Origin of the sequence: Synechococcus sp. CB0101 (genome assembly GCF_000179235.2) — a bacterium.
GTDB lineage: Bacteria > Cyanobacteriota > Cyanobacteriia > PCC-6307 > Cyanobiaceae > Vulcanococcus.
Window position 1 is genome coordinate 43,046 of record NZ_CP039373.1, and the last position, 22,248, is coordinate 65,293.

A 22,248-nucleotide genomic window follows, 5' to 3' on the forward strand; every position below is an offset into this window, starting at 1 on the left:
GCCAGTCAGTTGGCGTTCCTAATCCGCTAACGCGCTATCGACATATGCTGTCTACATCAAGAGAAAGACCATGATCGATCTCGCGGCCTGTCTTGAGCAGGCATCCGAGCCGGTCGCCACTCGTCTTGGCGAGGTCGAGGTGGCCTGCCTGGGCGAGGGGCCGCCGATGCTTTCGATCCACGGCGGCCCGGGTGGCTGTGATCAGGGTCTGGTGATGGCGCTTCCATTCCTCCAGGCCGGCTACCGGGTGATCGCACCCTCAAGACCGGGCTATCTGGGGACGGCTCTGGACCGTGGCGTCAGCCTGAATGAACAGGCTGATCTGCTGGCGGCCCTGCTGGAGGCGCTCCGATTGCCCGCCATTCCTGTGGTCGGTGCATCGGCTGGAGGACCGCCGGCCTATCTCTTGGCCGCAAGGCATCCCGAGCGTGTGAAATCCTTGGTGGTGATTGATGGCGTGAGCCAGAGCTATCACAAAGTTGACCAGATGAATCGTCTGGAAGAAGCCATCTTCCTCAGTCGCCCTGGGGTGTGGCTGATGGACTGGCTGGGGCGACATTTCCCTGGCCCTGTGGTCCAGAGCCTGATGGAGTCGGAGAGCACACTCAGCCCTGATCTCCTGAAGGAACGTGTGGCCGAGGTGGTGCACAATCCGATCAAGCTGGCCTTTGTGCAGGCCCTGATGCGCACCATGTCCGATCGTTTCGACGAGCGTCAGCTGGGTGTATGCAATGACTTGAAGCAGCTGGCTGCCATCACCCGGCTAGAACTCAGCTCGATTAAATGTCCAACACTGGTGATTCATGGTGATGCAGATGGTGATGTTCCCTTTGCAGACGCCTGCTGGGCTCACGAGCAGATCAGCGGCTCCATGATCCATGCGATCCCGGGTGGCTCACACCTTGGCTTCTGGATCGCGCCTGGTGCAAAGCAAGCCCAGCAGCTGGCCCTGTCCTGGATCGCGATCTGATTGCCATGGCTCAGCCCATCGGCCTCTGCGCCGCCAGCGCTGCCTGAACTTCAGGGATGTAAACGGCGTACATGCCGCGTAGGTCTCCGGGCTTGAAGTTGAAGGCTTTGTCCTGGGGATACTTATCTTTCACGAAGGCTGGCCGGCTGTCTCGGTTGCCATGGCAGGCCAGGCAGCTGGGCTGCACATCGATCCGCCGGTAGTAGTTCACGCCTGCTCCCTGCTCAGCGCTGGCTGGCTCCCAGAGCCCATTGATTTCGGGGTGCTTGGCGAAGAGATCAATCACCTCACTCTCCTGGGCGCCGATGGGGGCGTGGTCGGGGTTGCGGTATTTGCTGGCCACCTGGCGCACGGTCCAGCCGTTTTCCTGGCCAATCGCCATGGCTCTCTTGCCGACGGGCATGCACACGTCGCGCATCGTGTCCATCGTGGGCTCTTCCGTATTGCCCTCCAGGGATGAGGCGAGGGAGATGCGCATGCGATCCAGCTCTTCCATCTGATCCACGGCCTTCGCCAAGACAGCCGGGTCCACGGGAGCGGCTCCCTGGCTGGCCAGGGCGATGGCGGGCTGAATAGTGAGCAGGAGGCCTGCAATCAGCGTGCTGAGCAGTGGCACCACAAAACGCATGGCTTGTGACATCGGGGAAGGAGCAAGGGAGCAGTGGGTGTGACGGGTGAGAACAGAAAAGGGCCTGGTTCAACCAAGCCCTTTTGCCCTGATCAGCTGGGCGGGGTTCAAAGCCCCACTAACCGATTGCAGGTGCTGTGAGAGCCACAGGCTGAACGTTGGTGGCGGCCAGATCGAGCGGGAAGTTGTGCACATTGCGTTCATGCATCGCTTCAATTCCCAGTCCACCCTTGTTGAGGATGTCGGCCCAGGTCTCAATGACACGGCCCTGGTTGTCGAGCACCGAGTGGTTGAAGTTGAGGCCGTTGAGGTTGAAGGAGAAGCTCACCACGGCCAACGCTGCAAACCAAATCCCCACGACAGGCCAGGCGGCCAGAAAGAAGTGAAGGCTGCGGCTGTTGTTGAAGCTCGCGTATTGGAAGATCAGGCGACCGAAGTAGCCGTGGGCGGCCACGATGTTGTAAGTCTCCTCCTCCTGCCCGAACTTGTAGCCACGGTTCTGAGACTCCTGTTCGGTGGTTTCACGCACCAGTGAGCTGGTCACCAAGGAGCCATGCATCGCTGAGAACAGCGAACCGCCAAACACGCCAGCCACACCGAGCATGTGGAAGGGGTGCATTAAGACGTTGTGCTCGGCCTGCAGCACCAACATGAAGTTGAAGGTGCCTGAGATCCCGAGGGGTAAGGCATCCGAGAACGAACCCTGGCCGATGGCGTACACCAGTAAAACGGCGGTGGCGGCAGCCACCGGGGCGCTGTAGGCCACGGCAATCCAGGGGCGCATCCCAAGGCGATAGCTCAGTTCCCACTCCCGACCCATCCAGCAAAAGATGCCGATCAGGAAGTGAAAAATGATCAGTTGGTAAGGCCCTCCATTATAGAGCCATTCATCCAGGCTGCTGGCCTCCCAGATGGGATAAAAGTGCAGGCCGATGGCATTTGAGCTGGGCACCACCGCGGCCGTGATGATGTTGTTGCCGTAGAGCAGTCCGCCGGAGACGGGTTCACGCACACCGTCGATGTCGACAGGCGGTGCAGCGATGAAGGCGAGCACAAAGCAGATCGTCGCCGTGAGCAGGGTGGGGATCATCAGGGTGCCGAACCAGCCGATGTAAAGGCGGTTGTCGGTGCTGGTGACCCAGTCCCTGAAGGCCAGCCAGCGCGATCCACGCGCAGGGGCCAAGGAGGTTGTGGTCATGGTTGCAAAGAGTGCAGGACCGGAAGCCAAGGAGGTCATCCCCTCTTCCTGTAACTACACTACCGTTATGAACTCCTAAGCGCGAGACTTCGCCATGCGTATTTCTGCTCAAATGTTTTGGGGCCTCCTGCTGGCCTTGGTTCTCGTGCTCCTTCCAGCCGGCGCCGGGGCGGCGGAGATCCAGCGCTGGGATCTCCGCGATGGCGATGGTGAGCCTTGGGGGCTGGTGGTGTTCCCGCAGCCTGATCCCGCTTACGCCCCGGGCTGGAGGCTGCGGCTCACGGCCCGCACACCTGCAGCGGCCCTGGATCACCATGAGCCCTTGCAGCTCGATGACGGCTTTGGCCGCCTCTGGCAGCTCGACAACCGCAGTGCCGAGCTCGTGGCGCCAGGCGAGTCGCCATTGCCGCTCCATTCGGCTCAGTTCGATCTAGAGGGCCTGCAGCCTCGCCCGAGTGCGGTGTTGCCCCTGCATCTCAAGCTGGTTTTGGCGGATGGGGAGGCAGAGCTTCTGCTCGGCCCCGACCAGGTGGCTGCCCTCAGCAGCCTTCCCGCAGCGCCATCAAACCAGTCTTGAGCCCGAGGCGCGTTGCCGCTGCGCTGGATCCAGCACCGCGGCAATCGTGCGGATCAGCCAGCGGCCCTCGGTGGTCACCGTGGCCTGCCCGCGGCCGCTGTGTTCACTTAATTTCACCAGCCCATCGCGGGCTAACTCCTGAAGCTGTTGCCACTCGAGGGCATAGCGCTCGAGCTCAAGCTCGAGGCTGAATGTGCACATCACCTGGCGAATCAGCTCACGGCGTTCCAGTACCTCCGGATCGCGCACCACCAAGCCCCGTTCCACGGGTAGATGCCCTTCGGCCAGGGCCGCGGTGTAGGCCTTGAGATCGCGCTCGTTCTGGGCGAACAGGTGGGGAAATTGGCTGATCGCAGTGGGTCCCACCCCCAGCAGCTCCAGCTCGCCGCCGGTGGTGTAGCCCTGGAAATTCCGATGCAAGCGGCCGCTTCGGGCCGCGGCGGCCAGGCTGTCGCCAGCCAGGGCGTAGTGATCCATGCCGATAGCTTCGTAGCCGGCGGAGCAAAGCAGGCGTTGAGCGTCTTCGAGCATCACGATCCGTTCTCGCTGGCTCGGCAGATCATCAGCCGCGATCTTGCGTTGCAGTGGCAGTTGCTCCGGCAAATAGGCAAACGAGAAGAGCGAGATGCGATCGGGGCGTAGCTCCTGCACCAGCTCAAGGGTTGTGCGGAAGCGATCGGGGGTCTGCAGGGGGAGGCCGCAGATCAGATCCACGTTCACGCTCGCGAAGCTTGCCTCCCGCAGCCAACCCATCACCCGCCGCAGCTGCTCGACGGGCACCACCCTATTCACCGCCTTCTGCACCTCAGGGTCGGCATCTTGAATGCCGAAGCTGATGCGGTTGAAGCCCAGGGCGCGCAGCTGCAGGGCCGCATCACGGCTGAGAAATTCGGGATTCACCTCAATCGAGGCCTCCAGATCCGGCTCCAGATCGAAATGGCGCTCGATCAGTTGCCAGAGCTGCCGCGTTTCGTCGGCATTGAGATAGTTGGGCGTGCCACCGCCCCAATGCAGCTGGGCCAGGCGCCGCCGCTGTGGCATCGCCGCGCTGATCAGCTCCAATTCCTTGGCCAAGGCCGCCAGATACGGCTCCACCACCTTCGAGCCCAGCTGCGTGGTGATGCGGTTGCAGCCGCAGTACCAGCAGGCATGGCGGCAGAAGGGCACATGCACATACAGCGACAACGGCGCCGTAGTGGGCTGAGCCAACTGCGCCCGCAGCTCCGCCTCCCCCACCGCCGGGGTGAAGGCTGCCGCCGTGGGGTAGCTGGTGTAACGGGGAACCGGCTTGTCGTATTTGAGCAGCAGCTCGATCGGGCTGAGGCTGGTGGTGGCGGCAGCAGGCATGGCAGAGGTGGAGGGTGGGCGTGGGAATCAATGGCGCAGGCGGTTCAGACCAGCTGGGCCAGCTCAGCCAGCAAGCGCTGGGTGGTGTGGAAGGCCAGAACGGCTTCCTCCAGCAGCTCCTCCTCTTCTTCTGCGGAGAGGTCCATCGCCTCGAAGCCGTCGTGAAGTTGATGCTTGAGGGTGGAGCGATCCTGGTCAAAGGCCCAGAAGTTCAGGGCCGGTCGCTCGTGGTTGCGCAGGATGGCGTTGGCCTGCTCCCCCAGCTGCTGGCCGCCGGAGAGGTCGCCGCCGTAGCGCACATACACATGGGCCATGAAGCGGTGGGGAGCCTGGCGGGCCAGTAGCCGGAGCTGCTCCAGCCAGATCGCAGCGGCCGCCGATGGGGGTGTGGCCTCCACCGTGGAGAGCGTGGCTAGATCGTGTTGCAGAGCAGCGCTGCGCTCCAGCGCTGCCCAGGGAATCGAGCGGCCACCAAGGGCGGAGGCCAGTTCTGGTCCCGCCTGCTCCAGCAGGGCATAGGCCGGTGCCAGGGCGCGCATCAAGGCGGCCAACTGGCGGGGCGAGGCCTCGCCGTTGAGCAGGGCCCGTGAGAACACCATGCCCTCCGCCTGGTGATGGGCCTTACCGATGCGGGCATGCAGCTTGCGCACCCGCGGGCCGAAGCCCTTGCGCAGCTGGGCGTCGGCAGGGCCGGCGTGGTCGGAGATCGAAGGCAGCTGAGCCGTGGAATCGAGCATGGATGCAACCGCGGCATCGCGGCGCGAACTGAGGCAACGTTATAACGCTACTGTTGTTTCGCAGTTCTCTGGTTGCGATTTCGTTGCAACCGTGCCGATGGCTCATCCCTTCGCCTCTCAGCCGTTTCAGTCGCAGCTTGATGTGCAGTTATTACTGGCCCCCAGCCGCCAGCTCAGCGGTGATGGTCAGCTGCGCGAATTGATGCAGGAACGCCGCCGCCATCTCAGCGATGGCAGCGGCGGCCTCTGGTATCTGTCGCCGGAGCACCTGGCCGAGCTGCGGTTTTGCGGTCTGGAGCTCAGCGCGGGCAGCAACGAGGCTCTGGCGATCCGTGACCCGCGAGCGGCGGAGTGGTTGCAGTTGCGCTTCGGGGGGCAGTTGCAACCCATCAGCCTGAGCAGCGCTTGGCTGATGGATGAGGCGCTGGAGCTTCCCGCTCCGGCGCCGTTGGCCAATGTCGGCTGAGCGTTGCTCAGACCATGGCCGCTGCGGCCCCGGCCAGAATCCGCCGGGCCGCAGGCGGCTCGAAACCAATCGTTTCCAGTGTCTGCTGGAAAAGCTCACTGAAGCTGGCTACCAGCTCGATCGGATCCATCCCGATCGCCTGGAGGTCGGCGGTGAGGCTCTGCAGGATGCTGAGGGTAATCGGCAGAGCCCGTTTCGCGATCGCGGCAGCAGACGTCTCCACGGCAGCAAAACGCTCCCGCAGCCAGTGCTCGGCATAGCCGAGGTGCTCCCCCTCGTCCGCGATCACGGCCGCCGTGATCGGTGCGGCATAGGCATCGGCTACGGGGAGATAGTGGCGGTAGGCCGCCACCGCGAAGCACTCCACCACCAGTCCCTGGATCACCAGGCAGCCGGCCAGATCGCCCGCGCGGTCGCGTTCCAGAAACAGGGCGTGCAGGGGCGCGAAGAGCTGCCGGGCTAGCCCCACATCGGGCTTCACCCCAAGATTGCGGCCGCAGCCCACGAAATTGCTGGCGTGGCGGCCCTCCATGGCCGCCAGCCTCTCAAGCTCCTGCTGGTCTTCCGGAATGGCCCTGGCGAGGAGGCGGAAGTGCCGGTCAGCCAGACCTTCTCCCACAACCACCATGCCGTTGATGCGGCTATAGGCGTCGATGTAGATAGAGCTTTTGAATTGTGGTGTCCGAAGTGATGATGTGTCGAGGACCATGCCTTAGAGCGGTAGGGGGTGATTGAGTGCTTGTCGGGCTGTTTCCCAAAGCTCTGATCTCGGCATCGAGCGACAGTCATCGAACCAGGGGCCGCCGAGCGTGTAGTGCAAGAGGCGAGCATCAGCAGGAACCTCCTGAACGCCAACTAGGACATTCCATTGTGGTGGTAACGGACCGATCTCTTCAGTTGTGGTCCACTCGAACTGATGAAGTTCGAGTCCGCTAGCTGTGTTCACATAGTGCGGTGAAAGAGCTTTGCATCGTGCGCAGTTGAAGAGCATGACTGATGACCAGTTCTTACGGCGGTAAGGGCTCTGGGGCATGCCTTGGAACTTCCGGCCAGATGAGCAGTGGTGATTGTGCTGAACAACCTGTACTGCGTAGCGCTCGTCGCGTAGATCCCAGAGCTCAGTGATATCCCCTTGGCAGAGCATGTCTGCATCCATGAAAATCGCCCAATCTTGATAGCCACAGATCCATGGCACGAGGAATCTGCTGAAGGAGAATTCTGTGCTTTGAAGTGGATGCTTGGATCGGTGGTAGACGCCTTCAATCTGTGTCAGTCTGACCTGCCCAATTTGTACGGGCTTACTTGCATGAGCCTGGATTGAATCTGTCAGAACATTGCCTGCGACGTCCTCTCTCGAGTCGAAGCCGATGAAGACTTTGATGGGATCAGATGGTTGCATCAGTTTGTCTGTAAATGTGGGGCCAGGCGGATACGGCGCGCCAGGCCGAGGCGATGCAGCAGGCGGATGTGCTGCCAGGTGAGGTCGACCTCCCACCAGCGGAACCCCATGCGGGCGCTGCTGGGATAGGCGTGATGGTTGTTATGCCAACCCTCGCCGAAGGTGAGCAGCGCCACCCACCAGTTGTTGCGGGAGCCATCGCCGCTGGCATGGCTGACATAGCCCCAGCGATGGGTGGCGGAATTCACCAGCCAGGTGACGTGGTACACGAGCACGAGCCGCAGCGGAATGCCCCACAGCACCAGGGGCCAGCCGCCTAGGGCGTAGAGCAGTGCCGCCAGCGGCAGCTGGAGTAGCAGAAAGTTGCGGTTCAGCCAGCGGTAGTAGGGCACCCGTTGCATGTCGGGCGTGAGCTGGTGCACGTAGCGCTGGGCCGGCACATCCCGCAGCATCCAGCCGAAGTGGCTCCACCAGAAACCGAGATGGCTGTTGTGGTGGTCGGCCGGATCGTCGGAATGGAGATGGTGGTGGCGGTGCAGCCCCACCCAATCGATCGGGCCGTGTTGGCAGCTGAGGGTGCCGCAGGTGGTGATCAGCGCCTCAAGCCAGCGGGGCACCGTGAAGGCTCCATGGGCCAGGAGGCGGTGGTAACCGAGCGTGACCCCTACACAGGCGGTGAGCCAATAGAGCACCAACAGCGTGCCGATCGCCTCCCAGCTCCAGAAGCGGGGCAACAACGCCACCAGGGCGAGGGCGTGAATCACGACCATGAACACGGTGGTGCCCCATCGGCGCCGCTGGCGGCGGGGGCTCACGCTGATGCCGCTCCTCAGCGGCGGCATGCTCCGGGCGGTCGTCATGCCGCCACCTCCATCGGCTGGAGGAACTGGCGCAGCAGCAGGCTGGCGAAGTGCAGCTTCAGCCCCAGCTGGTGCACGGGTTGCCCCTGGCTGGCTTTGATCCGGCGGAAGGTGTCCACCAGCTGATCACGCAGCTCGAAATAGGTGGGCGTGAGCTGAAATACCACCGGAAAGGCGCGGCGGGCCGTGCGGTTGGTCTGGCGCATCACCTCCGCATCAAAACGGTCGGGATCCATGCCGAGCAGGCGATAAAAGTTGCCGCGCTCACACACCGTGAGGCTGTGGGTGAGAAACACGCTCCAGAGGAAGAAGCGGCTGAGCAACCGGCCGCGCAGGCCGCTGTTGAGGCCGGGCCAGCAGCGGATCAGCATGTTGAAGATGTCGCCGTGGCGGTTCTCGTCCTGACACCAGGGCTCAAAGAAATCGAACAGCGGCGCGAAGGCGTTCTCCGGATTGGCCTTGAGATGGCGATCGATCAGGATGTAGCGCCAGTAGCCGATCTTTTCGGATAGATACACCGAATAGAGCACCCAATTCAACGGGAACCAGGTCACCGGCCGTTTGCCACTGAGGGCTGGCAAATCGATGACAATGCCCTCGGCCACCAGGGCTCGATTCAGAAAGCCCGCGTGGCGAGCTTCATCGCGCGCCATCAGGTTGAACAGGCGGCTGAGCTCAGGCCGTTTGGCGAGCTTGAGCTGGCGTGAGAGTTCTTTGAAGAGCAGGAATCCCGAAAACTCCGACACGCAGGAGCGCACCAGATAGCTTTCATAGGCTTCTTTTTGCTCGGGGGCGAGGTCGCGCAGGCGATCCAGGGGCGCCTTGCGATCGAAGTGGTCGCGGTTGTAGTCGGCCTCCATTTCATTGAGCATCGCCTCAAAAGCGGGGCGCTCCGCCTCGAGATCCGTTCGGGCGGCCTTGGCGATTTCGGTGGTGTAGAAGCGCGGCGTGAGCAGGTCTTCGCTCAGGTGCGGTGCAGGAGCGGCAGAGGTGGCAGTCATCAGCGGACAGAAGCGTTGGAGCGGGCGATGCCGTAGGCCGTGGCATCGGGGCCGTGGCGGTGGTTGGTGAACCAGCTCTGCAGTGCGAGCAACCAGCGCAGGCGCGCCTGGCGATCGCCGGAGGTCTCGAGCAGAGCGGCTTTGGCGTCGTTGACGGCTTGCAGATGCACGCCGCGGTGCCCTGGGCAGAGGCAGCCCTGCGCTGAAAGCCAGCGCTCTTCCAGGCGCAGGTGCAGGCGTAAATCCCAGATCAGCCGCCGGCAACCACGCTCAATCGCCAACGCTTCAGCCGCAGTCCAGGCAGGCTGCATGGGGCCATGGAGCCAGAGCAGTTCAGCCAGGTTGGCCTCAAGCCCGTCGTGTTGACGTTCCAGCAAAGGCTCTTGGTCGACCCAGCGCCGCGGCCATAGCCAGGGCTTGGCGCGGACGGGTTCAGCGAGCAGCACAGCCATGGAGCAGGCCTCCGAAGCAAAGCGGATTCAGCATATAACGGCATCGTGATTCTGCAGATCACGCAACAGTGAGATCCCTTGAGCGCTAGAGCGCGTTATCTTTCTCCTGCGTGACCGGTGGGGCTATGGAGCACCTGGCTGAATACTTCAAGGTGTTTTCGGAGCCCAATCGACTGGCGGTGCTGGAGGCTCTCCGAGGTGGCCCACTCAACGTCACCGCTGTGGTGGAGAAAACCGCGCTCAGTCAGGCCCTGGTGTCGAAGCACCTCAAGCTGCTCACCATCGCTGGTGTGGTGCAGCGCCGGCCGGAGGGGTCGCTGGTGTTTTACGAGGTGAACGACAAGGCCGTGTTCAAGCTGATCGCCCAGGCAGAGAAGCTCCTGCTCGCCTCCCGCCGTCAGCAATTGGATGCCCTGGCCGCGATCCTCTGATGGAGCCCCAACCCAGTGACCTTGCCCAGTTGCGAGCGGCGTTGGCGGCTGGGCAGAAGGATCTCCGCTCGCTGAGGCTTGGCGAGATCGATGGTCTCGACCTCGACTTATCTGGATGCAACCTGGATGGCAGCTGCTTCAAAGAAGCCCGCTTCGGCCACGCCACGTTGCGAGGAGCGCAGGCCCATCGCTGTTGCTTTCAGCAGGCCTTGATCTGGGGTGCCGATCTCTCGGAGCTGGATGCCCCATCGTCGTGTTGGCATGAAGCCGATCTATCGGGATCGCGGCTTCAGGGAGCCAATTTCAGCCATGCGCTGATGCATCGCTGCTGTCTGCGTGGCGTTGTGGCGGCGAGGAGTGTCTGGCGCAGTGCCCGGCTCGTGGAAGCTGATTTCCGTTCAGGCCAGGATCAACTCACCGATCTCGGGTATGCGGATTTTTCGGGAGCCGATCTCAGTTTTGCGTTGCTTCAGGGGGCCAACCTGCACGCAGCCATCTTGAAAGGCAGCTGCCTCTACGGGGCGAATCTGCGCGGTTGTGATCTTCGGGGAGCCGACCTGCGCGATTGCGATCTACGCGATACCCAATTGCAGGATGCCCAGATGGACGGTGCGCTGATCGACTGAGCGCCTAGATCGCCACCAGCCATCGACCAACCATGGCCAGGGCGAGTGCCAGGCCTGAGGATCCGAGCCAGCTCGCGCGCTGGGTTGCAAACTGACGCCGCAATAGAACCACGGCGCCAAGCCAGCCCACGAGCAGCACAGCGCTTTGGCAGAAAGCGATCACGTGAGGGTCGGCGCTCCAGGCGGGCAGCGCCGTGCTCCATTCCGGCCCCCAGGCTGATGCCGACACTGGCAACAGCATCCCGGCTTCGCCCATGCCCAGGGGCAGATGGCGCGCCAGGAGCAAGGCCCACACCAGCGGTAGCAAGCCATAAAGCCCCTGCAGCAAGCGTTGTTTGGGCACAACCAACCCGGCTAACCCAAACAGTCCCGCCGGGAGTGCCAGCGCCAAGCTGGCCACCGCCAACCGTGGCAGAAGATGGCCATCGCTGAGGCTGGCCGGGGCAGCCGGGAGCCAGCCAAGAAGGCGCTGCCAGTGATGCAAGCTGAGATCACCGGCCAGGATCAGGAGCAAGGCGGGTTCACCCGGTGGAAGGTCCATCGTGCGTTGGATATCCGCTGCGGGAGGCCGCAAGGAGAGCTGAACGGAGCGGTGCGGGCAGGCCTGAGCGCAGGTGAGGCAAAGCACGCAATTGCGGTTGTCATTCAAATGGGCGGGGTGCGTCCCAAGTGGGCAGCCGTTGGTGCGCAGGCCTTCTCCATCGGCGGGGCCGCCTTTGAAGCAGGCATAGCTACTGCAACTGCCGCTGCAGGTACCCACCTGAGCGCGCAATTCGAGAATCGATAGTTTGGCGAACAGACCATTCATTCCCCCAACTGGGCATAGATAGCGGCACCAGAACCGCTTCTCGTAGCGAAGCGATCCCAGGACGGCACCAGCTGTAATCAGCAGCAGCAGGCAACTGCTCAGCCAGGCTGTATTGCCCAGATTCCACACTTCCTCCCACAGCAGGATCAGGGCAAATCCGCCCGCCAGCACAGGCGATGCCCAGGTGTCGGACTCACCTCTGGGCCACCGGCCGGGCTGATGCCCCAGGGCGCGTGAGAGACGCTGCGCCATCTCCCCCCAAACCATGAAGGGGCAGATGGAGCACCACAGTCGCCCCACCAAGGGAAAGCTCAGCAGGATCAAGGGCCACCACCAGGCCCAAAACAAGTTGAGGGCGCCGTTATGGCTGCGGTCTTGAGGTCCCATCCACAGCCACACATTCACCAGCACAAACACCCAGCTCACCAGGCCAAACAGCAAGCTGTTCCAGAGCCATGGCGCCCGCATCAGGCCCCGCAGATAAGGCTTCCAGCGCCAGATGTCAAAGCGATAGCGCTGTTGCCGAGCCGGCGTCCAGAACACGTCTTCAGGAAGCAGATCTGGAAACGACTCTTGGTTTTGACACCGTGCCTGTTGCAGCGCGCGATGGATCAGCTCTTCCAGTTCGCGCAGATTGTTCGGAAAGTCGTAGTTCTGGAGTCGTTTGATCACCGAATCCTGTACATCCGGCGGTGTGCTCCAGCCCATCTTGCGGCTCTGTTGCCGGATCCCGTAGCGCAACCATTCCCCCAGATCACCACGGCGGACGCGCAGAGGCGGAACGCGGATCGTGGTGCAAAACGAATCAAACTCTGGCTGCGCGGTTTCGGTGGTGAAAAACAACCGCGCCTCGCAACGGTGCTTCCTGCCTTCACCCCAAGTTTTGTCCTTGGCTAACTGCACTAGGCGAGGCATGAGAGCCTCGGGCACGTGCTCCAGCTGGTCGATGAGCAGGGAGCCCGCCCCCAGCAGTTCCAAGACCCCACCAGTGCCGAACAGATCACTGCCATCTGGTTTGAGCAGTGCCCCATCGAGGCGAACCATCAGCTGTTTCCGCGCCGATGAGCCGAAGTGAATCAGGGCGGCCAGGTTGTCTTTTTCGAGGCCGGGTTCACCCGTGATCAGCACGGGGCGCCCATCGTTTTCGTGCGCGACCTGGCGCACGGCGTCGCGCAACGAACGGGCATAACGGCTGCTGCCCACAACGCCGCGTCGCACCCGCCCTACCAACAGGGGAGCCAGCTTCAGCAACTCCGGGGAAACGTTGGGCAAGCGCCTGCAGAGCGGCTGAATTCAGTCTGGTTCGGCTGCTCCATCAGCGCATAGCGCCTCTGTGGCTTGCGCCGCTCTTCATACGATGCAGAAAGGCCCCATGCCGTGTGCTCCTGGGTGTTGGCTCGCATGAAACCACCCCCGCTCGATCGATCGGTCCAGAGGTTGCGACGACGATCCGGCCTCTTGGTTTCGATGGATCGTCGCGGTGGCTGGCTGCGGCATTGGCGTGAGCCGTACCTCTTGGCGCTGGCGATGTCGTGGCCGGCCTTTCTGGCCTCGGTAGCGCTGGTTTACCTCGCGATCAACCTGCTGTTTGCGGGGCTGTACTCGCTGGATCCTGGCGGGATTGGTGGTGCAACAGGAGAGGTCGTCAGCTTCGCGGAGGCCTTCTTCTTCAGTGTGCAAACCCTCGGCTCCATCGGCTACGGCGTTCTGCACCCGGTGAGCCTGTATGCCCATCTCGTGGTGACAGCGGAATCCCTGAGTGGATTGCTGTTCATTGCCCTCACCACCGGGTTGGCCTTCGCGCGGTTTTCCCGCAGTACGGCGCGGATTCGCTTCTCCCACCTGGCCGTGATTCACAGCTACAACGGCTCGCCAACGTTGGCGTTTCGCTTAGCTAATGAGCGCCGCAACGGCTTGCTGGAGGCTCGCCTGCGGGTGTTCCTCTCGGTGGATGAGGTGAGCGTTGAGGGGCATCGCATGCGCCGCCTCAAGCCGTTGGCTCTGGAGCGCGATCAGGGCATTGCGTTTTTGTTGATCTGGACGGCCATGCACCGCATCGATGCCAGCAGTCCGCTGCATGGAATGGGCCCAGATCAGTTGCGGGAGCTCAATGCCGAGCTGGTGGTGGCCTTCTCCGGCATCGATGAAACATTGGAGAGGCCGGTGCATGCCCGAGCAAGCTGGCCTGTGGAGCAGATCGCATTCGGCCGCTGCTTTGTCGACATGCTGGAGCAACACCAGGGCGAAACCCGCATCGATTGGTCGCTGTTTGATCGCACCCGCCTTTGCCCTGTCGATTGAGTTGTTGTCATGACCCACTCCCCCGCCCCCGACACCGGTTCCTGGTGGGATCAGCGCTACCGCGAGGGCAGTGATCGCTGGGAGCTGGGCTCACCGGCGCCTCCCCTGCAACTGTTCTTCTCGGAGCATGCGCAGGCGCCGAAGCCCCCCGCCCAGGTGCTGGTGCCGGGCTGCGGCCGCGGCCATGAAGCCGTGTTCCTGGCTGCCTTGGGCTTTGCCGTGGTGGGGTTGGATTTCAGTGCCGAGGCGATTGCGGAAGCACGTCGTCTGCATGGGGAGCAGCCCGCTCGCCTGCGCTGGCTCCAGGCGGATCTGTTGGATGGGGGCGCCTTGGAAGCGGCAGGGTTGGGCCCAGCCAGCTGCGATGGGGTGCTGGAGCACACCTGTTACTGCGCCATTGATCCCCACCTGCGGCCGGCCTACCGCCAAAGCGTGGCGCGGTTGATCAAGCCCCAGGGCTGGCTGCTGGGCCTCTTCTGGTGCCATGGACGCCCAGGCGGACCGCCCTACGGCAGCGATGCCGACCAACTGGTGGCTGACTTCACGGCGGCTGGTTTCAGCCAGGAGTTGTGGTTCCCCGCCACCAATTCCGCCCCGGGTCCCGACAACCAACCCCGCGATCACGAATGGGTTGGCCTCTGGCGCCGGGTTGCACACTGAAGGGCAGCGTCAACAAGCTGCTCTGGCTTCCCAGCAGACCCCAGATCTGATCGTTGTGGGCAGCGGCCTGGGAGGGCTGTGCTGCGGAGCCCTAGCCGCTCGCCATGGCTTGGAGGTGCTGGTGCTCGAGGCCCACGACCGGCCAGGCGGCGCCGCCCACTGCTTTGAGCGGCGCGGCTTTCAGTTCGAATCCGGCCCGTCGTTGTGGAGCGGCCTGGGCCGTTGGCCTTCCGCCAACCCCCTGGCCCAGGTGCTGCGGGCCGTGGGGGAATCGGTGCCGGTGGTGCCTTATCAGGAGTGGGGGCTGCTGCTGCCGGAGGGGAACCTGCGCATCGGCGTAGGGGCTGAGCCGTTCCTCGAGGCACTGCAGCAGTTGCGTGGTCCAGGGGCTGTGGCCGAGTGGCGGGCCTTCATGCGTTGGCTGGAGCCCTATTGCCGGGCGGCCGCGTCGCTGCCTCTGCTGGCCATGCGGCCGGGGCTGGGCATGGCGGGTGTCCTAGGCGCGCGCGGATCGGCCACCCTGCTGCGGCAGGCACCGCGGTTGGCGGCCCTGGGGGGGGCATTCGGTCCGATGGCGCGGCGGCAGCTCAAGGATCCGTTCCTGCTCCATTGGGTGGAGATGCTCTGCTTCCTGATCTCGGGTCTGCCGATGGATCAGACCAGTGCCGCCGCCATGGCCACCCTGTTCGGCGAGTGGTTTGAGCCGAACGCCAGCCTCGACTACCCCATCGGTGGCAGCGCTGCGGTGGCGGAGGCGTTGGTGCGTGGCTTGCAGCGCCATGGCGGTGAGCTTCGCTGCCGCGCCGCGGTGAAACAGATCCGCCTCGATGGCAACCGCGCCGTTGGCGTGGAGCTGGAGAACGGCGAGCAGCTCGATGCCCGCCTGGGGGTGGTGAGCAATGCCAGCCCCTGGGACACCCTGGGCCTGCTGCCCGAGGAGGGGGTGCTGCGCCGCTGGAGCCGCCAGACCGCAGCCACCCCGGCCTGCGCCAGCTTCCTGCACTGGCATGTGGGCCTGCGCGGCGATGGGCTCAACGAACTACCGATCCATCACGTGTGGGTGGGCGACTGGCAGCGGGGCATCGGAGCAGAGCGCAATATGCTGGTGTTCTCGATGCCATCGCTCCTGGATCCTGCGCTGGCGCCGGAGGGGCATCATCTGCTGCATGCCTACAGCCCGGCCAATGAACCCTGGGAGCTGTGGAAGGATCTCGAGCCCGGCAGCAGCGCCTATGAGGCGCTCAAGGCGGAGCGTTGTGGCCTGTTCAAGGAGGTGTTCAGCCAGCTGGTGCCCGATCTGGCGGATCGGATCGTGCTGGAACTGCAGGGCACGCCTCACACGCATCGGCGTTATTTGCGGGTGCATCAAGGCAGCTATGGCCCTGCCATCGGTGCCGATCGCTCGCCATTCCCGGGTGGCAGCACGCCGATCGAGGGCCTACAGCTCTGCGGGGCCGGCGTGTTCCCCGGGATTGGCGTACCGCCGGTGGCCGTGAGCGGGGCGATGGCGGCCCACAGTTTTGTGCCCCTGGCGAAGCAGAAGGCGCTGATCCAGGAGCTGGGGCTCTAAGCCGCTCCCAGGAACGGTTCCAGACGATCCGCCAGCGTTTCTGCGCTGCGCAGTGCCCCCTCCACCCGGCCGAAGCCAAGACCGGCGATCGCATCACCGCAGAAGCCAATGCGGCTGGCAGGGCAGAGGCTGAGTTCCGGCGCAAGCCCTGGCCCGTGGGGAAAGGCGGCACCCCAGCGCATGAGTTGCCGATCGGCTCCAGCCGTGCTGAGGCCGAGGGCTTGTTGCAGAGCTCGATCGAGGGCATCCATCACATCGGCTTCGGCTTGAGCCTTCGGTGTGGCCCCCAGCAGTTGAGCTGCCGAAGACCGCGATCCATACACGCTCAGATGATCCGCCGCAAAGGCTGCGCTGGATTCGACCACCACACCCCAGCGCTCCGCCGCCATGGCCTGCAGCGACACCCGCCGGATCCCCCAGCGCTCCTGGGCTGCACCGTTGAACTGCAGCAGCCGCCATGGTTGCTGCCGCCAGGCTCCAGCCTGATCGGCCGGCAGGCTGAGCAGCAGGTTGCTGCTGGCCTGGGAGGGCATCGCGGCCAAGGCGGCGCAGGCCTGCTGCAGCTGTCGGTCGCCGCTCTGTTTGGCCGCCACCTGCAGCGGCACGTCATCCCAGCCGAACACCGTTTGGCAGCGGGGGTGAGCCAGCAGGGTTCCGCTGAGCACTAGCCAGCTGCAGTGCAGGAGGGTTTCGCCCTGTTGGCCCCGGAGCGTCCAGCCGTTCGACGTCGCCTCGAGGTGGCGCACCAAGGTGCCGCTGATCAGTGGGGTGGGTGCGGCCTCTTGGGCCAGGGCTAGCAGGCCGCGGCAAACGTGGTCCATCTGCGGCGAGCCCTGCCAGAGCGTTCCGCTGCAGAGCGGATCGTTGGCGATGGCAGCGCCGAGCTGTCCGTGTTCATCCAGGCTGCCGATGGCACCTTGGAAGCGGGTGATCCAGCCACCGCGCCGCAACGGTTCCAGTAGCTGTGGCTCTGGGGATGCGGTGATGTTGAACAGGGGGGCGCCATGGTTGAGCGCCAGTTGCCAATCGGAGCGGGAGCGCCGGGTGGCGGTGCGCCCGCCGGGTCCGCGGCCGATCTCCAGCAGCGCCATGGATCCCAGCCAGCCCTGCTGACGTAGGGCCGCCGCCAGGGCGCAGCCACCGGCACCGGCCCCAATCACAGCCAGATCAACGTTGGGCGACTCAGTTGCCAAGTTTTTCCAGCAACACGTCAGTGAGCTTGATCTCGCAGTTGGCCACAAAGATGCCGAAGCCGGTGCCCTGCAGCGCCAGGGAGTTCATGTACACGCAGGCGGTCGCGCGGGCGGCCTTGAACGCCTCGAATTGCTTCAGGGGGTCGGTTGTGGTGTTGAAGAAGCCCGTGAGGCTGTCGGTCCAGATCGGGAGGAAGGTGCCGCCGGGCATCTCAGCAGCATCCTTGGCAACGGCCTGCATCGCCTGTTTCAGCTCCGCATCTTTGCGCTCCAGATTGGCGCGGGTGCAAACCGAAAGCTCCACCGTGCTGAAGGCCTGGCTGCAATCGATCGGGTTGGCCTGGGCTGGCAGCAGTGGCGCCAGCGCGAGGGCGCCTGTGGCTGCGACGGCAACGGGGAGAGGAGGCGCGAAGCGGCCCATGGCGATCGAGCGTCTGCCTGCAGTGTGATCCCTCATACCAGCCCTGGCACCGTTAGCGTCGCGGCCCAGATGTCCGGTGCTTGTGGCGGTTCAGGTGCTCACGGAGGCGCAGCGCCGCAAATGGGACAGCAGCGATGACCAGCTGTTCTATGCCGAACCCCGGTTCGTGCAGCATCTCGACGATGCCTTTCGCGCCCGCCTCACCCAGCTCTATCGCGACCGCATCCCGGCCCGGGCTGTGGTGCTCGATCTGATGTCGAGCTGGGTGTCGCACCTGCCGGACGACGGGATCTACGAGCGCGTGATCGGTCACGGCCTCAATGAGAAGGAGCTGGCGGCGAACAAGCGGCTCGATAGCTATTGGCTGCAGAACCTCAACCTCAATCAGGAGATTCCGCTCAAGGCCAACAGCGTCGACGCCGTGCTGATCGTGGCCGGTTGGCAATACCTGCAGTACCCCGAGGCGGTGGCGGCCGAACTGCTGCGCATCACCCGTCCCGGCGGGCAGGTGATGGTGTCGTTTTCCAATCGGATGTTTTTCACCAAAGCCCCGCAGATCTGGGCTGATGGCAGCGACCGTGATCACCTCACCTATGTGGCCGAGGTGTTGATGGCCCAGGGCTGGCTCAAGCCCGAGATCGTGGCGGAAGAAACCCGCGCCGTGGGCTTGAAAGGGCTTGTGGGCGGCAAGGGGGATCCGTTCTTTTCCGTGATCGCCACCAAGCCGCAATGAGCGCATCCGCATCGCCAGAGATCAGCGCCCGAGAGCTGCTGCAACTGGAGCAACAGGCGCGCCGTTCAGGCAGTGGCGTGGAGGCTGATGCGCTGCAGGGTTGCTGGCAGCTGCAGCTGGTGTGGCCGAAGGGGCAGCAGCGCGCTTCAGCCTTCAGTGGTTGGCTGTTGCGCGGGCTGTCCGCTCGGCTGGAGATCGGCCTCGATCCAGAGGGGCTGCTGCTGAGCAATGCCGTGAATCTGGGGGCGGTGGAGCTGCGCTTCCGCGGTCGCGGCCGGCTGGAGGGCAAACGGCCCCTGCTGCTGTTCAGCTTTGAGCAGCTGCAGCTCAGCCTGGGGGGATGGCGCATCGTGGAGCGCACCTTGCCCGCCCCTGCTCCGCAGCGCATGCCCTTCTTCGCCTTGATCCACCGGGATCCATCGGGTTGGTTGGCGGCGCGGGGGCGTGGCGGTGGCCTTGCCCTATGGCGACTCGCCGATCACGCGGCCGCCGTTGCCAACATGACCGCAACCGCACCCTGAGCTCGCCATGGCCTGTCCGCGTTGCGGCAGCTGGTCCGTCCGGGCCGATCGCAGCCTGGGGGGGCGCATGGTGTGCGGCCGTTGCGGTACCCCTCTGCAGGGTGTGAAGCAGGGCGGAAAAGGCATCCTGCCGCTCAGGTCTGGGCGGAGGTCTTGGCGTTGGTGGCTCCTGGGCCTGGTGATGGCCGCGGCGGCGATGGCGGCCCTGGATCCAGGATCACGGTTGCCCTTCAGACCCCATGGTTCCAGCGATCGCCCTCTCGATCGGTGGCAGTGATTCCGGCGGTGGTGCCGGCATCCAGGCCGATCTGAAAACCTTTCTGGCCCTGCAGGTGCATGGCTGCAGCGCCATCACCTGCGTCACGGCGCAGAACACCTGCGGTGTGAACCGCGTGGATCCCCTGCCCCCCGAGGGCCTGACCGCCCAGATCGAGGCCGTGTTGAGCGATCTGCCGGTGGCGGCGCTGAAAACCGGGATGTTGCTCAATCGAGCACTCATCGAGGCCACGGCTGCCGCATTGCGCCCACTGGCCATTCCGCGGCTGATTGATCCGGTGATGGTGTCGCGGGCGGGTTCGGTGCTGCTGGAAGCCGATGCGATTGAGGCTTACCAGCAGCAGCTCCTGCCGTTGGCGGAGCTGATCACTCCCAACATCCACGAAGCGCAGCTGCTAAGCGGGTTGCCGGTGGAAAGCGCGAGCGATGTGGAGCGGGCGGCTGCAGCCCTGTTGGAGCTTGGGCCTCAAGCGGTGCTGATCAAAGGCGGCGGCATCCCGGCATTACGTGGTAGCGATTACTTGCTGCAGCGCCAGGCATCCGGCCAGTGGTTGCGGCACCAGCCGGTGGCCACCACCCACAGCCACGGCAGTGGTTGCACCCTGGGGGCAGCGATCACGGCGTTTCGGGCCAAGGGCTTGCCGCTGCTGGAGGCCGTCGAGCAAGCCAAGCGGTTTGTGGAGTGTGGCCTGCGCTTTGGGCTAGCCATTGGGGCTGGCCAGGGTCCACTGTGTCATTGGCATCCGTTGCTTGAGTCCGATGGCTGACGCTCCTTATCTGATCGCGCTGGCCCTGCTGGAGCAGAACGGCGAGCGGGCGATGCCGCTGCAGGGCAAATCGCTGCGGGAACCGATTGCGGCGGATGGTGATCCGGGTGATGTGGGGCGAATGCAGGCGCTGGAGCTGTTAACGCGGGTGTGGCAATGCAGCGATCAAGGGGCGCTGGCTCGCGCCGGTGGTGAACACAGCCTGCTGCTGGTGGCGGTGCCGATCGAAGCGCTGCAGGAGGCCCTCCCGGCCCTCAAAGCACGCTGGCTCAACAGCGGGGATACAGCGGCGCTGTTGCAGGAGTTGCGGAGCCTGGGCAGTGGCCTTTGGAGCCTGCAGCAAGAGCCGCGCCAGCCCCTGGCGTTCAAGCCACTTCTCGGTTGAGCATCGGTCGCTCCGCCAGCTCGTCGCGCCAGGCCTGAGCCCAGAGCAGTTGGCTGCGCTCGTAGAGCTCGGCCAGCTCCAGCACGGCGCTGTCGTGGTAGTCGATGCGCAGATCCAGCAAAGGGAAGGCCGCTTCACCGCTCACCTGCAGCGCTGCCGAGGTGGCATGGCTGGAGCGCCGGTCGCCACCGGCGGCTTCGCCGGCCTGGAGCGCGTGCATGAGACGTCGGCCGAGCTTCCAGCTCGGGTCACTGGAGAGAAACGCGTCTTCCATGGCGATCAGCACGGCTTCGCCCGCCAGCAGATTGCCCGCCACGGCCATGCCATCCCGGCTGCGATGGCCTGCCCACGCGCCGCAGTCGGCGCCGGTCCAGGCGGCGGTTTGGCCGCGGGCGTCGATCAGGTGAAACTGGCGCCGCTCCCGCTGGGGGTCGTCGCGCAAAAGGCTGGCTTTCACGTCGTCGGCGCTCAGGTTTTGTTCGAGCCGCTCCAGGCCACAGATGCCCAGATAGGGATTGGTATGGGCCTGGGTGGCCACGGCTCCAACCCCGGAGCGGATGTGCGGCACGGTGGAGCCCACCGCTAAATGGCAGGTGGCGACGGCTACGCCGAAACGCCCGTTGTTGGGATCCCGCGCCAGGATCGAAAAGGTCATGGCGTTTGGCCCAAATGGAGCTCCTGATCAAGCTGCAGCAGGCTTTTGAGCAGCACGTTGGTGCCGGCTACGCATTGCTCAAGGCTGGTGAATTCAGCCGCTGAGTGGCTGAGGCCGCGGTGGCTGGGCACAAAAATCATGCCCATCGGCCAGCGCCGTCCCATCTCCTGGGCATCGTGGCTGGCCCTGCTCGGTAAGGGGCTGGCGCTGTAGCCCAGCTCGGCAGCACAACGGGCAATCGTCTGCATCACGGTGGGGTCGGCCGGGGTGGGCTTCACCTCAAATTGGGGCTCGATCACTACACTGCAGCCGCTGCTGGCTTCGATGCGAGCGAGCTGCTGGCGCAGGTTCTGCTCGAGCTCCGCGAGAACCTCCCCGCTGAGGTCGCGCAGGTCGACGCTCATCACCACCTCTCCCGGCACAACATTGGCGGCGTTGGGCCAAACATCCAGGCGCCCCACCGTGGCCACTGGATCGCCCGGGTGTTCGGCAGCGAGCTGCTGAACCAGCAGCACCACTTGGGCGGCGGCAACCAGTGCATCCTGGCGTTCGCCCATCGGCGTGGTGCCGGCGTGATTGGCCTGTCCATGCACGCGAATGGTGAAGCGCCGTTGGCCCACCACTCCTTCCACCACCCCGATGGTGTGTTGGCGTTGCTCGAGCACGCCGCCCTGTTCCACGTGCAGCTCCACGAACGCGGCGATGGCCTGATCGCTGCGGCGGGCCTGGCTCAGGTGGGCCCAGTCGCCGCCAAGGTGGGCCAGGTTCCGCTCGATCGATTCGCCGTTGCTGGTGGTGTAGTCAGCCGGATCGGCACTGGCCACACCACACATGCCTTTGCAGCCCACCATCGTGGATTCCTCGTCGGCGAACACCACAAGCTCCAGGGGGTGGCGCAGTTGGTGCTCAGCGTCGTTCAGGCAGCGCATCACCTCGAGCCCGGCGATCACGCCGAGGGCTCCGTCGTAGCGCCCACCCGTGGGCACTGTGTCGAGATGGGATCCAGTCACAAGGGCCGGCAAGGTCGCGTCCAGTCCTTCGCGGCGCGCGATCAGATTCCCCGCTGCATCCACCCGCAAGCTGAGACCAGCCTCCTGGAGCCAGTGGCCCAGCAGTTCACGCCCCCGGCGATCGTCGGGGCTGAACCCACGCCGGCACACACTGCCATCGGGCTGCGCGCCCACCTCCGCCATCGCTTCGATGGCGGCCAGCAGCCTTAACCCATTGGCTTGCAGCCGCGGAGCAACCGGAGGAGCGATGGACAAT

The 22,248-nt window shown here is 64.4% G+C and carries 27 protein-coding genes; 13 read left to right on the forward strand and 14 right to left on the reverse strand.

The window, feature by feature from the left end:
• Positions 1–70: 70 nt before the first annotated feature.
• Positions 71–970, forward strand: a complete 900-nt coding sequence (locus CB0101_RS00275; RefSeq protein WP_010310078.1) for an alpha/beta fold hydrolase — start codon at positions 71–73, stop codon at positions 968–970.
• A gap of 10 nt (positions 971–980) precedes the next feature.
• Here the strand turns inward: CB0101_RS00275 and CB0101_RS00280 are convergent, their stop codons facing one another.
• Positions 981–1,610 (reverse strand): DUF3365 domain-containing protein, encoded by a 630-nt coding sequence (locus CB0101_RS00280; protein ID WP_029553047.1) that lies wholly within the window; start codon positions 1,608–1,610, stop codon positions 981–983.
• Positions 1,611–1,716: 106 nt separating this feature from the next.
• Entirely contained in the window at positions 1,717–2,796 is a 1,080-nt protein-coding gene (gene psbA, locus CB0101_RS00285; protein ID WP_010310074.1) for a photosystem II q(b) protein, read from the reverse strand.
• Positions 2,797–2,908: 112 nt separating this feature from the next.
• Here psbA and CB0101_RS00290 point away from each other — a divergent pair, with 112 nt between their 5' ends.
• Positions 2,909–3,373 (forward strand): DUF3122 domain-containing protein, encoded by a 465-nt coding sequence (locus CB0101_RS00290; protein ID WP_010310070.1) that lies wholly within the window; start codon positions 2,909–2,911, stop codon positions 3,371–3,373.
• Here the strand turns inward: CB0101_RS00290 and hemN are convergent.
• Together hemN and CB0101_RS00300 are read right to left on the reverse strand one after the other, a co-directional pair.
• Positions 3,359–4,720 (reverse strand): oxygen-independent coproporphyrinogen III oxidase, encoded by a 1,362-nt coding sequence (gene hemN / locus CB0101_RS00295; RefSeq protein ID WP_010310067.1) that lies wholly within the window; start codon positions 4,718–4,720, stop codon positions 3,359–3,361. The genes CB0101_RS00290 and hemN overlap by 15 nt on opposite strands.
• Before the next feature lie 44 nt (positions 4,721–4,764).
• The gene (locus tag CB0101_RS00300) at positions 4,765–5,457 is read right to left on the reverse strand and encodes a biliverdin-producing heme oxygenase (protein ID WP_010310065.1); all 693 of its coding nucleotides are present in this window, start codon (positions 5,455–5,457) and stop codon (positions 4,765–4,767) included.
• Positions 5,458–5,554: 97 nt separating this feature from the next.
• On the opposite strand from CB0101_RS00300, the gene CB0101_RS00305 reads away from it, so the two are divergent.
• Entirely contained in the window at positions 5,555–5,923 is a 369-nt protein-coding gene (locus tag CB0101_RS00305; protein WP_010310062.1) for a hypothetical protein, read from the forward strand.
• A gap of 7 nt (positions 5,924–5,930) precedes the next feature.
• Here CB0101_RS00305 and CB0101_RS00310 read toward each other — a convergent pair whose 3' ends face one another.
• The 5 genes from CB0101_RS00310 to CB0101_RS00330 are packed head-to-tail and all read right to left on the reverse strand — an operon-like array spanning position 5,931 to position 9,635.
• Positions 5,931–6,632, reverse strand: a complete 702-nt coding sequence (locus tag CB0101_RS00310; RefSeq protein ID WP_071778143.1) for a long-chain fatty aldehyde decarbonylase — start codon at positions 6,630–6,632, stop codon at positions 5,931–5,933.
• A 3-nt stretch (positions 6,633–6,635) separates the two neighbouring features.
• Entirely contained in the window at positions 6,636–7,322 is a 687-nt protein-coding gene (locus CB0101_RS00315; protein ID WP_010310058.1) for a glycosyltransferase, read from the reverse strand.
• Positions 7,322–8,182 carry a fatty acid desaturase gene (locus CB0101_RS00320; RefSeq protein ID WP_010310056.1) on the reverse strand — a complete coding sequence of 287 codons (861 nt, stop codon included), beginning with the start codon at positions 8,180–8,182 and terminating at the stop codon, positions 7,322–7,324. The genes CB0101_RS00315 and CB0101_RS00320 overlap by 1 nt, the downstream gene beginning before the upstream one ends.
• Positions 8,179–9,183 (reverse strand): magnesium-protoporphyrin IX monomethyl ester (oxidative) cyclase, encoded by a 1,005-nt coding sequence (gene acsF / locus CB0101_RS00325; protein WP_010310054.1) that lies wholly within the window; start codon positions 9,181–9,183, stop codon positions 8,179–8,181. The genes CB0101_RS00320 and acsF overlap by 4 nt, the downstream gene beginning before the upstream one ends.
• Positions 9,183–9,635: a hypothetical protein gene (locus CB0101_RS00330; protein ID WP_010310052.1), complete on the reverse strand. Its 453-nt coding sequence runs from the start codon at positions 9,633–9,635 to the stop codon at positions 9,183–9,185. The genes acsF and CB0101_RS00330 overlap by 1 nt, the downstream gene beginning before the upstream one ends.
• A gap of 125 nt (positions 9,636–9,760) precedes the next feature.
• Between CB0101_RS00330 and CB0101_RS00335 the strand changes: the two genes are divergently transcribed.
• The gene (locus CB0101_RS00335) at positions 9,761–10,066 is read left to right on the forward strand and encodes a helix-turn-helix transcriptional regulator (RefSeq protein ID WP_010310050.1); all 306 of its coding nucleotides are present in this window, start codon (positions 9,761–9,763) and stop codon (positions 10,064–10,066) included.
• On the forward strand, positions 10,066–10,692 hold the full coding sequence (locus CB0101_RS00340) for a pentapeptide repeat-containing protein (protein WP_010310047.1): 627 nt from the start codon (positions 10,066–10,068) through the stop codon (positions 10,690–10,692). Before CB0101_RS00335 ends, CB0101_RS00340 begins: the two co-directional genes overlap by 1 nt.
• A 4-nt stretch (positions 10,693–10,696) precedes the next feature.
• Here the strand turns inward: CB0101_RS00340 and CB0101_RS00345 are convergent, their stop codons facing one another.
• Positions 10,697–12,772 (reverse strand): 4Fe-4S binding protein, encoded by a 2,076-nt coding sequence (locus tag CB0101_RS00345; RefSeq protein ID WP_010310045.1) that lies wholly within the window; start codon positions 12,770–12,772, stop codon positions 10,697–10,699.
• Between the two features lie 195 nt (positions 12,773–12,967).
• Between CB0101_RS00345 and CB0101_RS00350 the strand changes: the two genes are divergently transcribed.
• Genes CB0101_RS00350 through CB0101_RS00360 form a run of 3 tightly spaced genes read left to right on the forward strand, consistent with a single transcriptional unit; the run spans position 12,968 to position 16,031 of the window.
• Complete coding sequence (locus CB0101_RS00350; protein WP_010310042.1) at positions 12,968–13,801, forward strand: ion channel; 834 nt, start codon at positions 12,968–12,970, stop codon at positions 13,799–13,801.
• Positions 13,802–13,810: 9 nt separating this feature from the next.
• Positions 13,811–14,461: a methyltransferase domain-containing protein gene (locus CB0101_RS00355; RefSeq protein WP_010310040.1), complete on the forward strand. Its 651-nt coding sequence runs from the start codon at positions 13,811–13,813 to the stop codon at positions 14,459–14,461.
• A 55-nt stretch (positions 14,462–14,516) separates the two neighbouring features.
• Positions 14,517–16,031 (forward strand): NAD(P)/FAD-dependent oxidoreductase, encoded by a 1,515-nt coding sequence (locus tag CB0101_RS00360; RefSeq protein ID WP_246833792.1) that lies wholly within the window; start codon positions 14,517–14,519, stop codon positions 16,029–16,031.
• On the opposite strand, the gene CB0101_RS00365 is transcribed toward CB0101_RS00360, so the two are convergent.
• Together CB0101_RS00365 and CB0101_RS00370 are read right to left on the reverse strand one after the other, a co-directional pair.
• Positions 16,028–17,224: an NAD(P)-binding protein gene (locus tag CB0101_RS00365; protein WP_010310035.1), complete on the reverse strand. Its 1,197-nt coding sequence runs from the start codon at positions 17,222–17,224 to the stop codon at positions 16,028–16,030. The two genes, CB0101_RS00360 and CB0101_RS00365, sit on opposite strands and share 4 nt — an antisense overlap.
• Positions 17,214–17,645 (reverse strand): lysozyme inhibitor LprI family protein, encoded by a 432-nt coding sequence (locus tag CB0101_RS00370; protein WP_010310034.1) that lies wholly within the window; start codon positions 17,643–17,645, stop codon positions 17,214–17,216. The genes CB0101_RS00365 and CB0101_RS00370 overlap by 11 nt, the downstream gene beginning before the upstream one ends.
• Before the next feature lie 82 nt (positions 17,646–17,727).
• On the opposite strand from CB0101_RS00370, the gene CB0101_RS00375 reads away from it, so the two are divergent.
• Genes CB0101_RS00375 through CB0101_RS00395 form a run of 5 tightly spaced genes read left to right on the forward strand, consistent with a single transcriptional unit; the run spans position 17,728 to position 20,327 of the window.
• Entirely contained in the window at positions 17,728–18,378 is a 651-nt protein-coding gene (locus CB0101_RS00375; protein ID WP_029553042.1) for a class I SAM-dependent methyltransferase, read from the forward strand.
• On the forward strand, positions 18,375–18,899 hold the full coding sequence (locus tag CB0101_RS00380) for a hypothetical protein (RefSeq protein WP_010310028.1): 525 nt from the start codon (positions 18,375–18,377) through the stop codon (positions 18,897–18,899). Before CB0101_RS00375 ends, CB0101_RS00380 begins: the two co-directional genes overlap by 4 nt.
• Before the next feature lie 7 nt (positions 18,900–18,906).
• Positions 18,907–19,176, forward strand: coding sequence for a hypothetical protein (locus CB0101_RS15525; protein ID WP_083798629.1), 270 nt, complete (start codon positions 18,907–18,909; stop codon positions 19,174–19,176).
• Positions 19,139–19,942 carry a bifunctional hydroxymethylpyrimidine kinase/phosphomethylpyrimidine kinase gene (gene thiD / locus CB0101_RS00390; protein WP_010310025.1) on the forward strand — a complete coding sequence of 268 codons (804 nt, stop codon included), beginning with the start codon at positions 19,139–19,141 and terminating at the stop codon, positions 19,940–19,942. Before CB0101_RS15525 ends, thiD begins: the two co-directional genes overlap by 38 nt.
• On the forward strand, positions 19,935–20,327 hold the full coding sequence (locus tag CB0101_RS00395) for a hypothetical protein (protein WP_010310022.1): 393 nt from the start codon (positions 19,935–19,937) through the stop codon (positions 20,325–20,327). Before thiD ends, CB0101_RS00395 begins: the two co-directional genes overlap by 8 nt.
• Here the strand turns inward: CB0101_RS00395 and CB0101_RS00400 are convergent.
• Complete coding sequence (locus CB0101_RS00400; protein WP_010310019.1) at positions 20,308–20,982, reverse strand: DUF1028 domain-containing protein; 675 nt, start codon at positions 20,980–20,982, stop codon at positions 20,308–20,310. The two genes, CB0101_RS00395 and CB0101_RS00400, sit on opposite strands and share 20 nt — an antisense overlap.
• Positions 20,979–22,247 (reverse strand): Zn-dependent hydrolase, encoded by a 1,269-nt coding sequence (locus tag CB0101_RS00405; protein ID WP_010310017.1) that lies wholly within the window; start codon positions 22,245–22,247, stop codon positions 20,979–20,981. The genes CB0101_RS00400 and CB0101_RS00405 overlap by 4 nt, the downstream gene beginning before the upstream one ends.
• Position 22,248 lies beyond the last annotated feature (1 nt).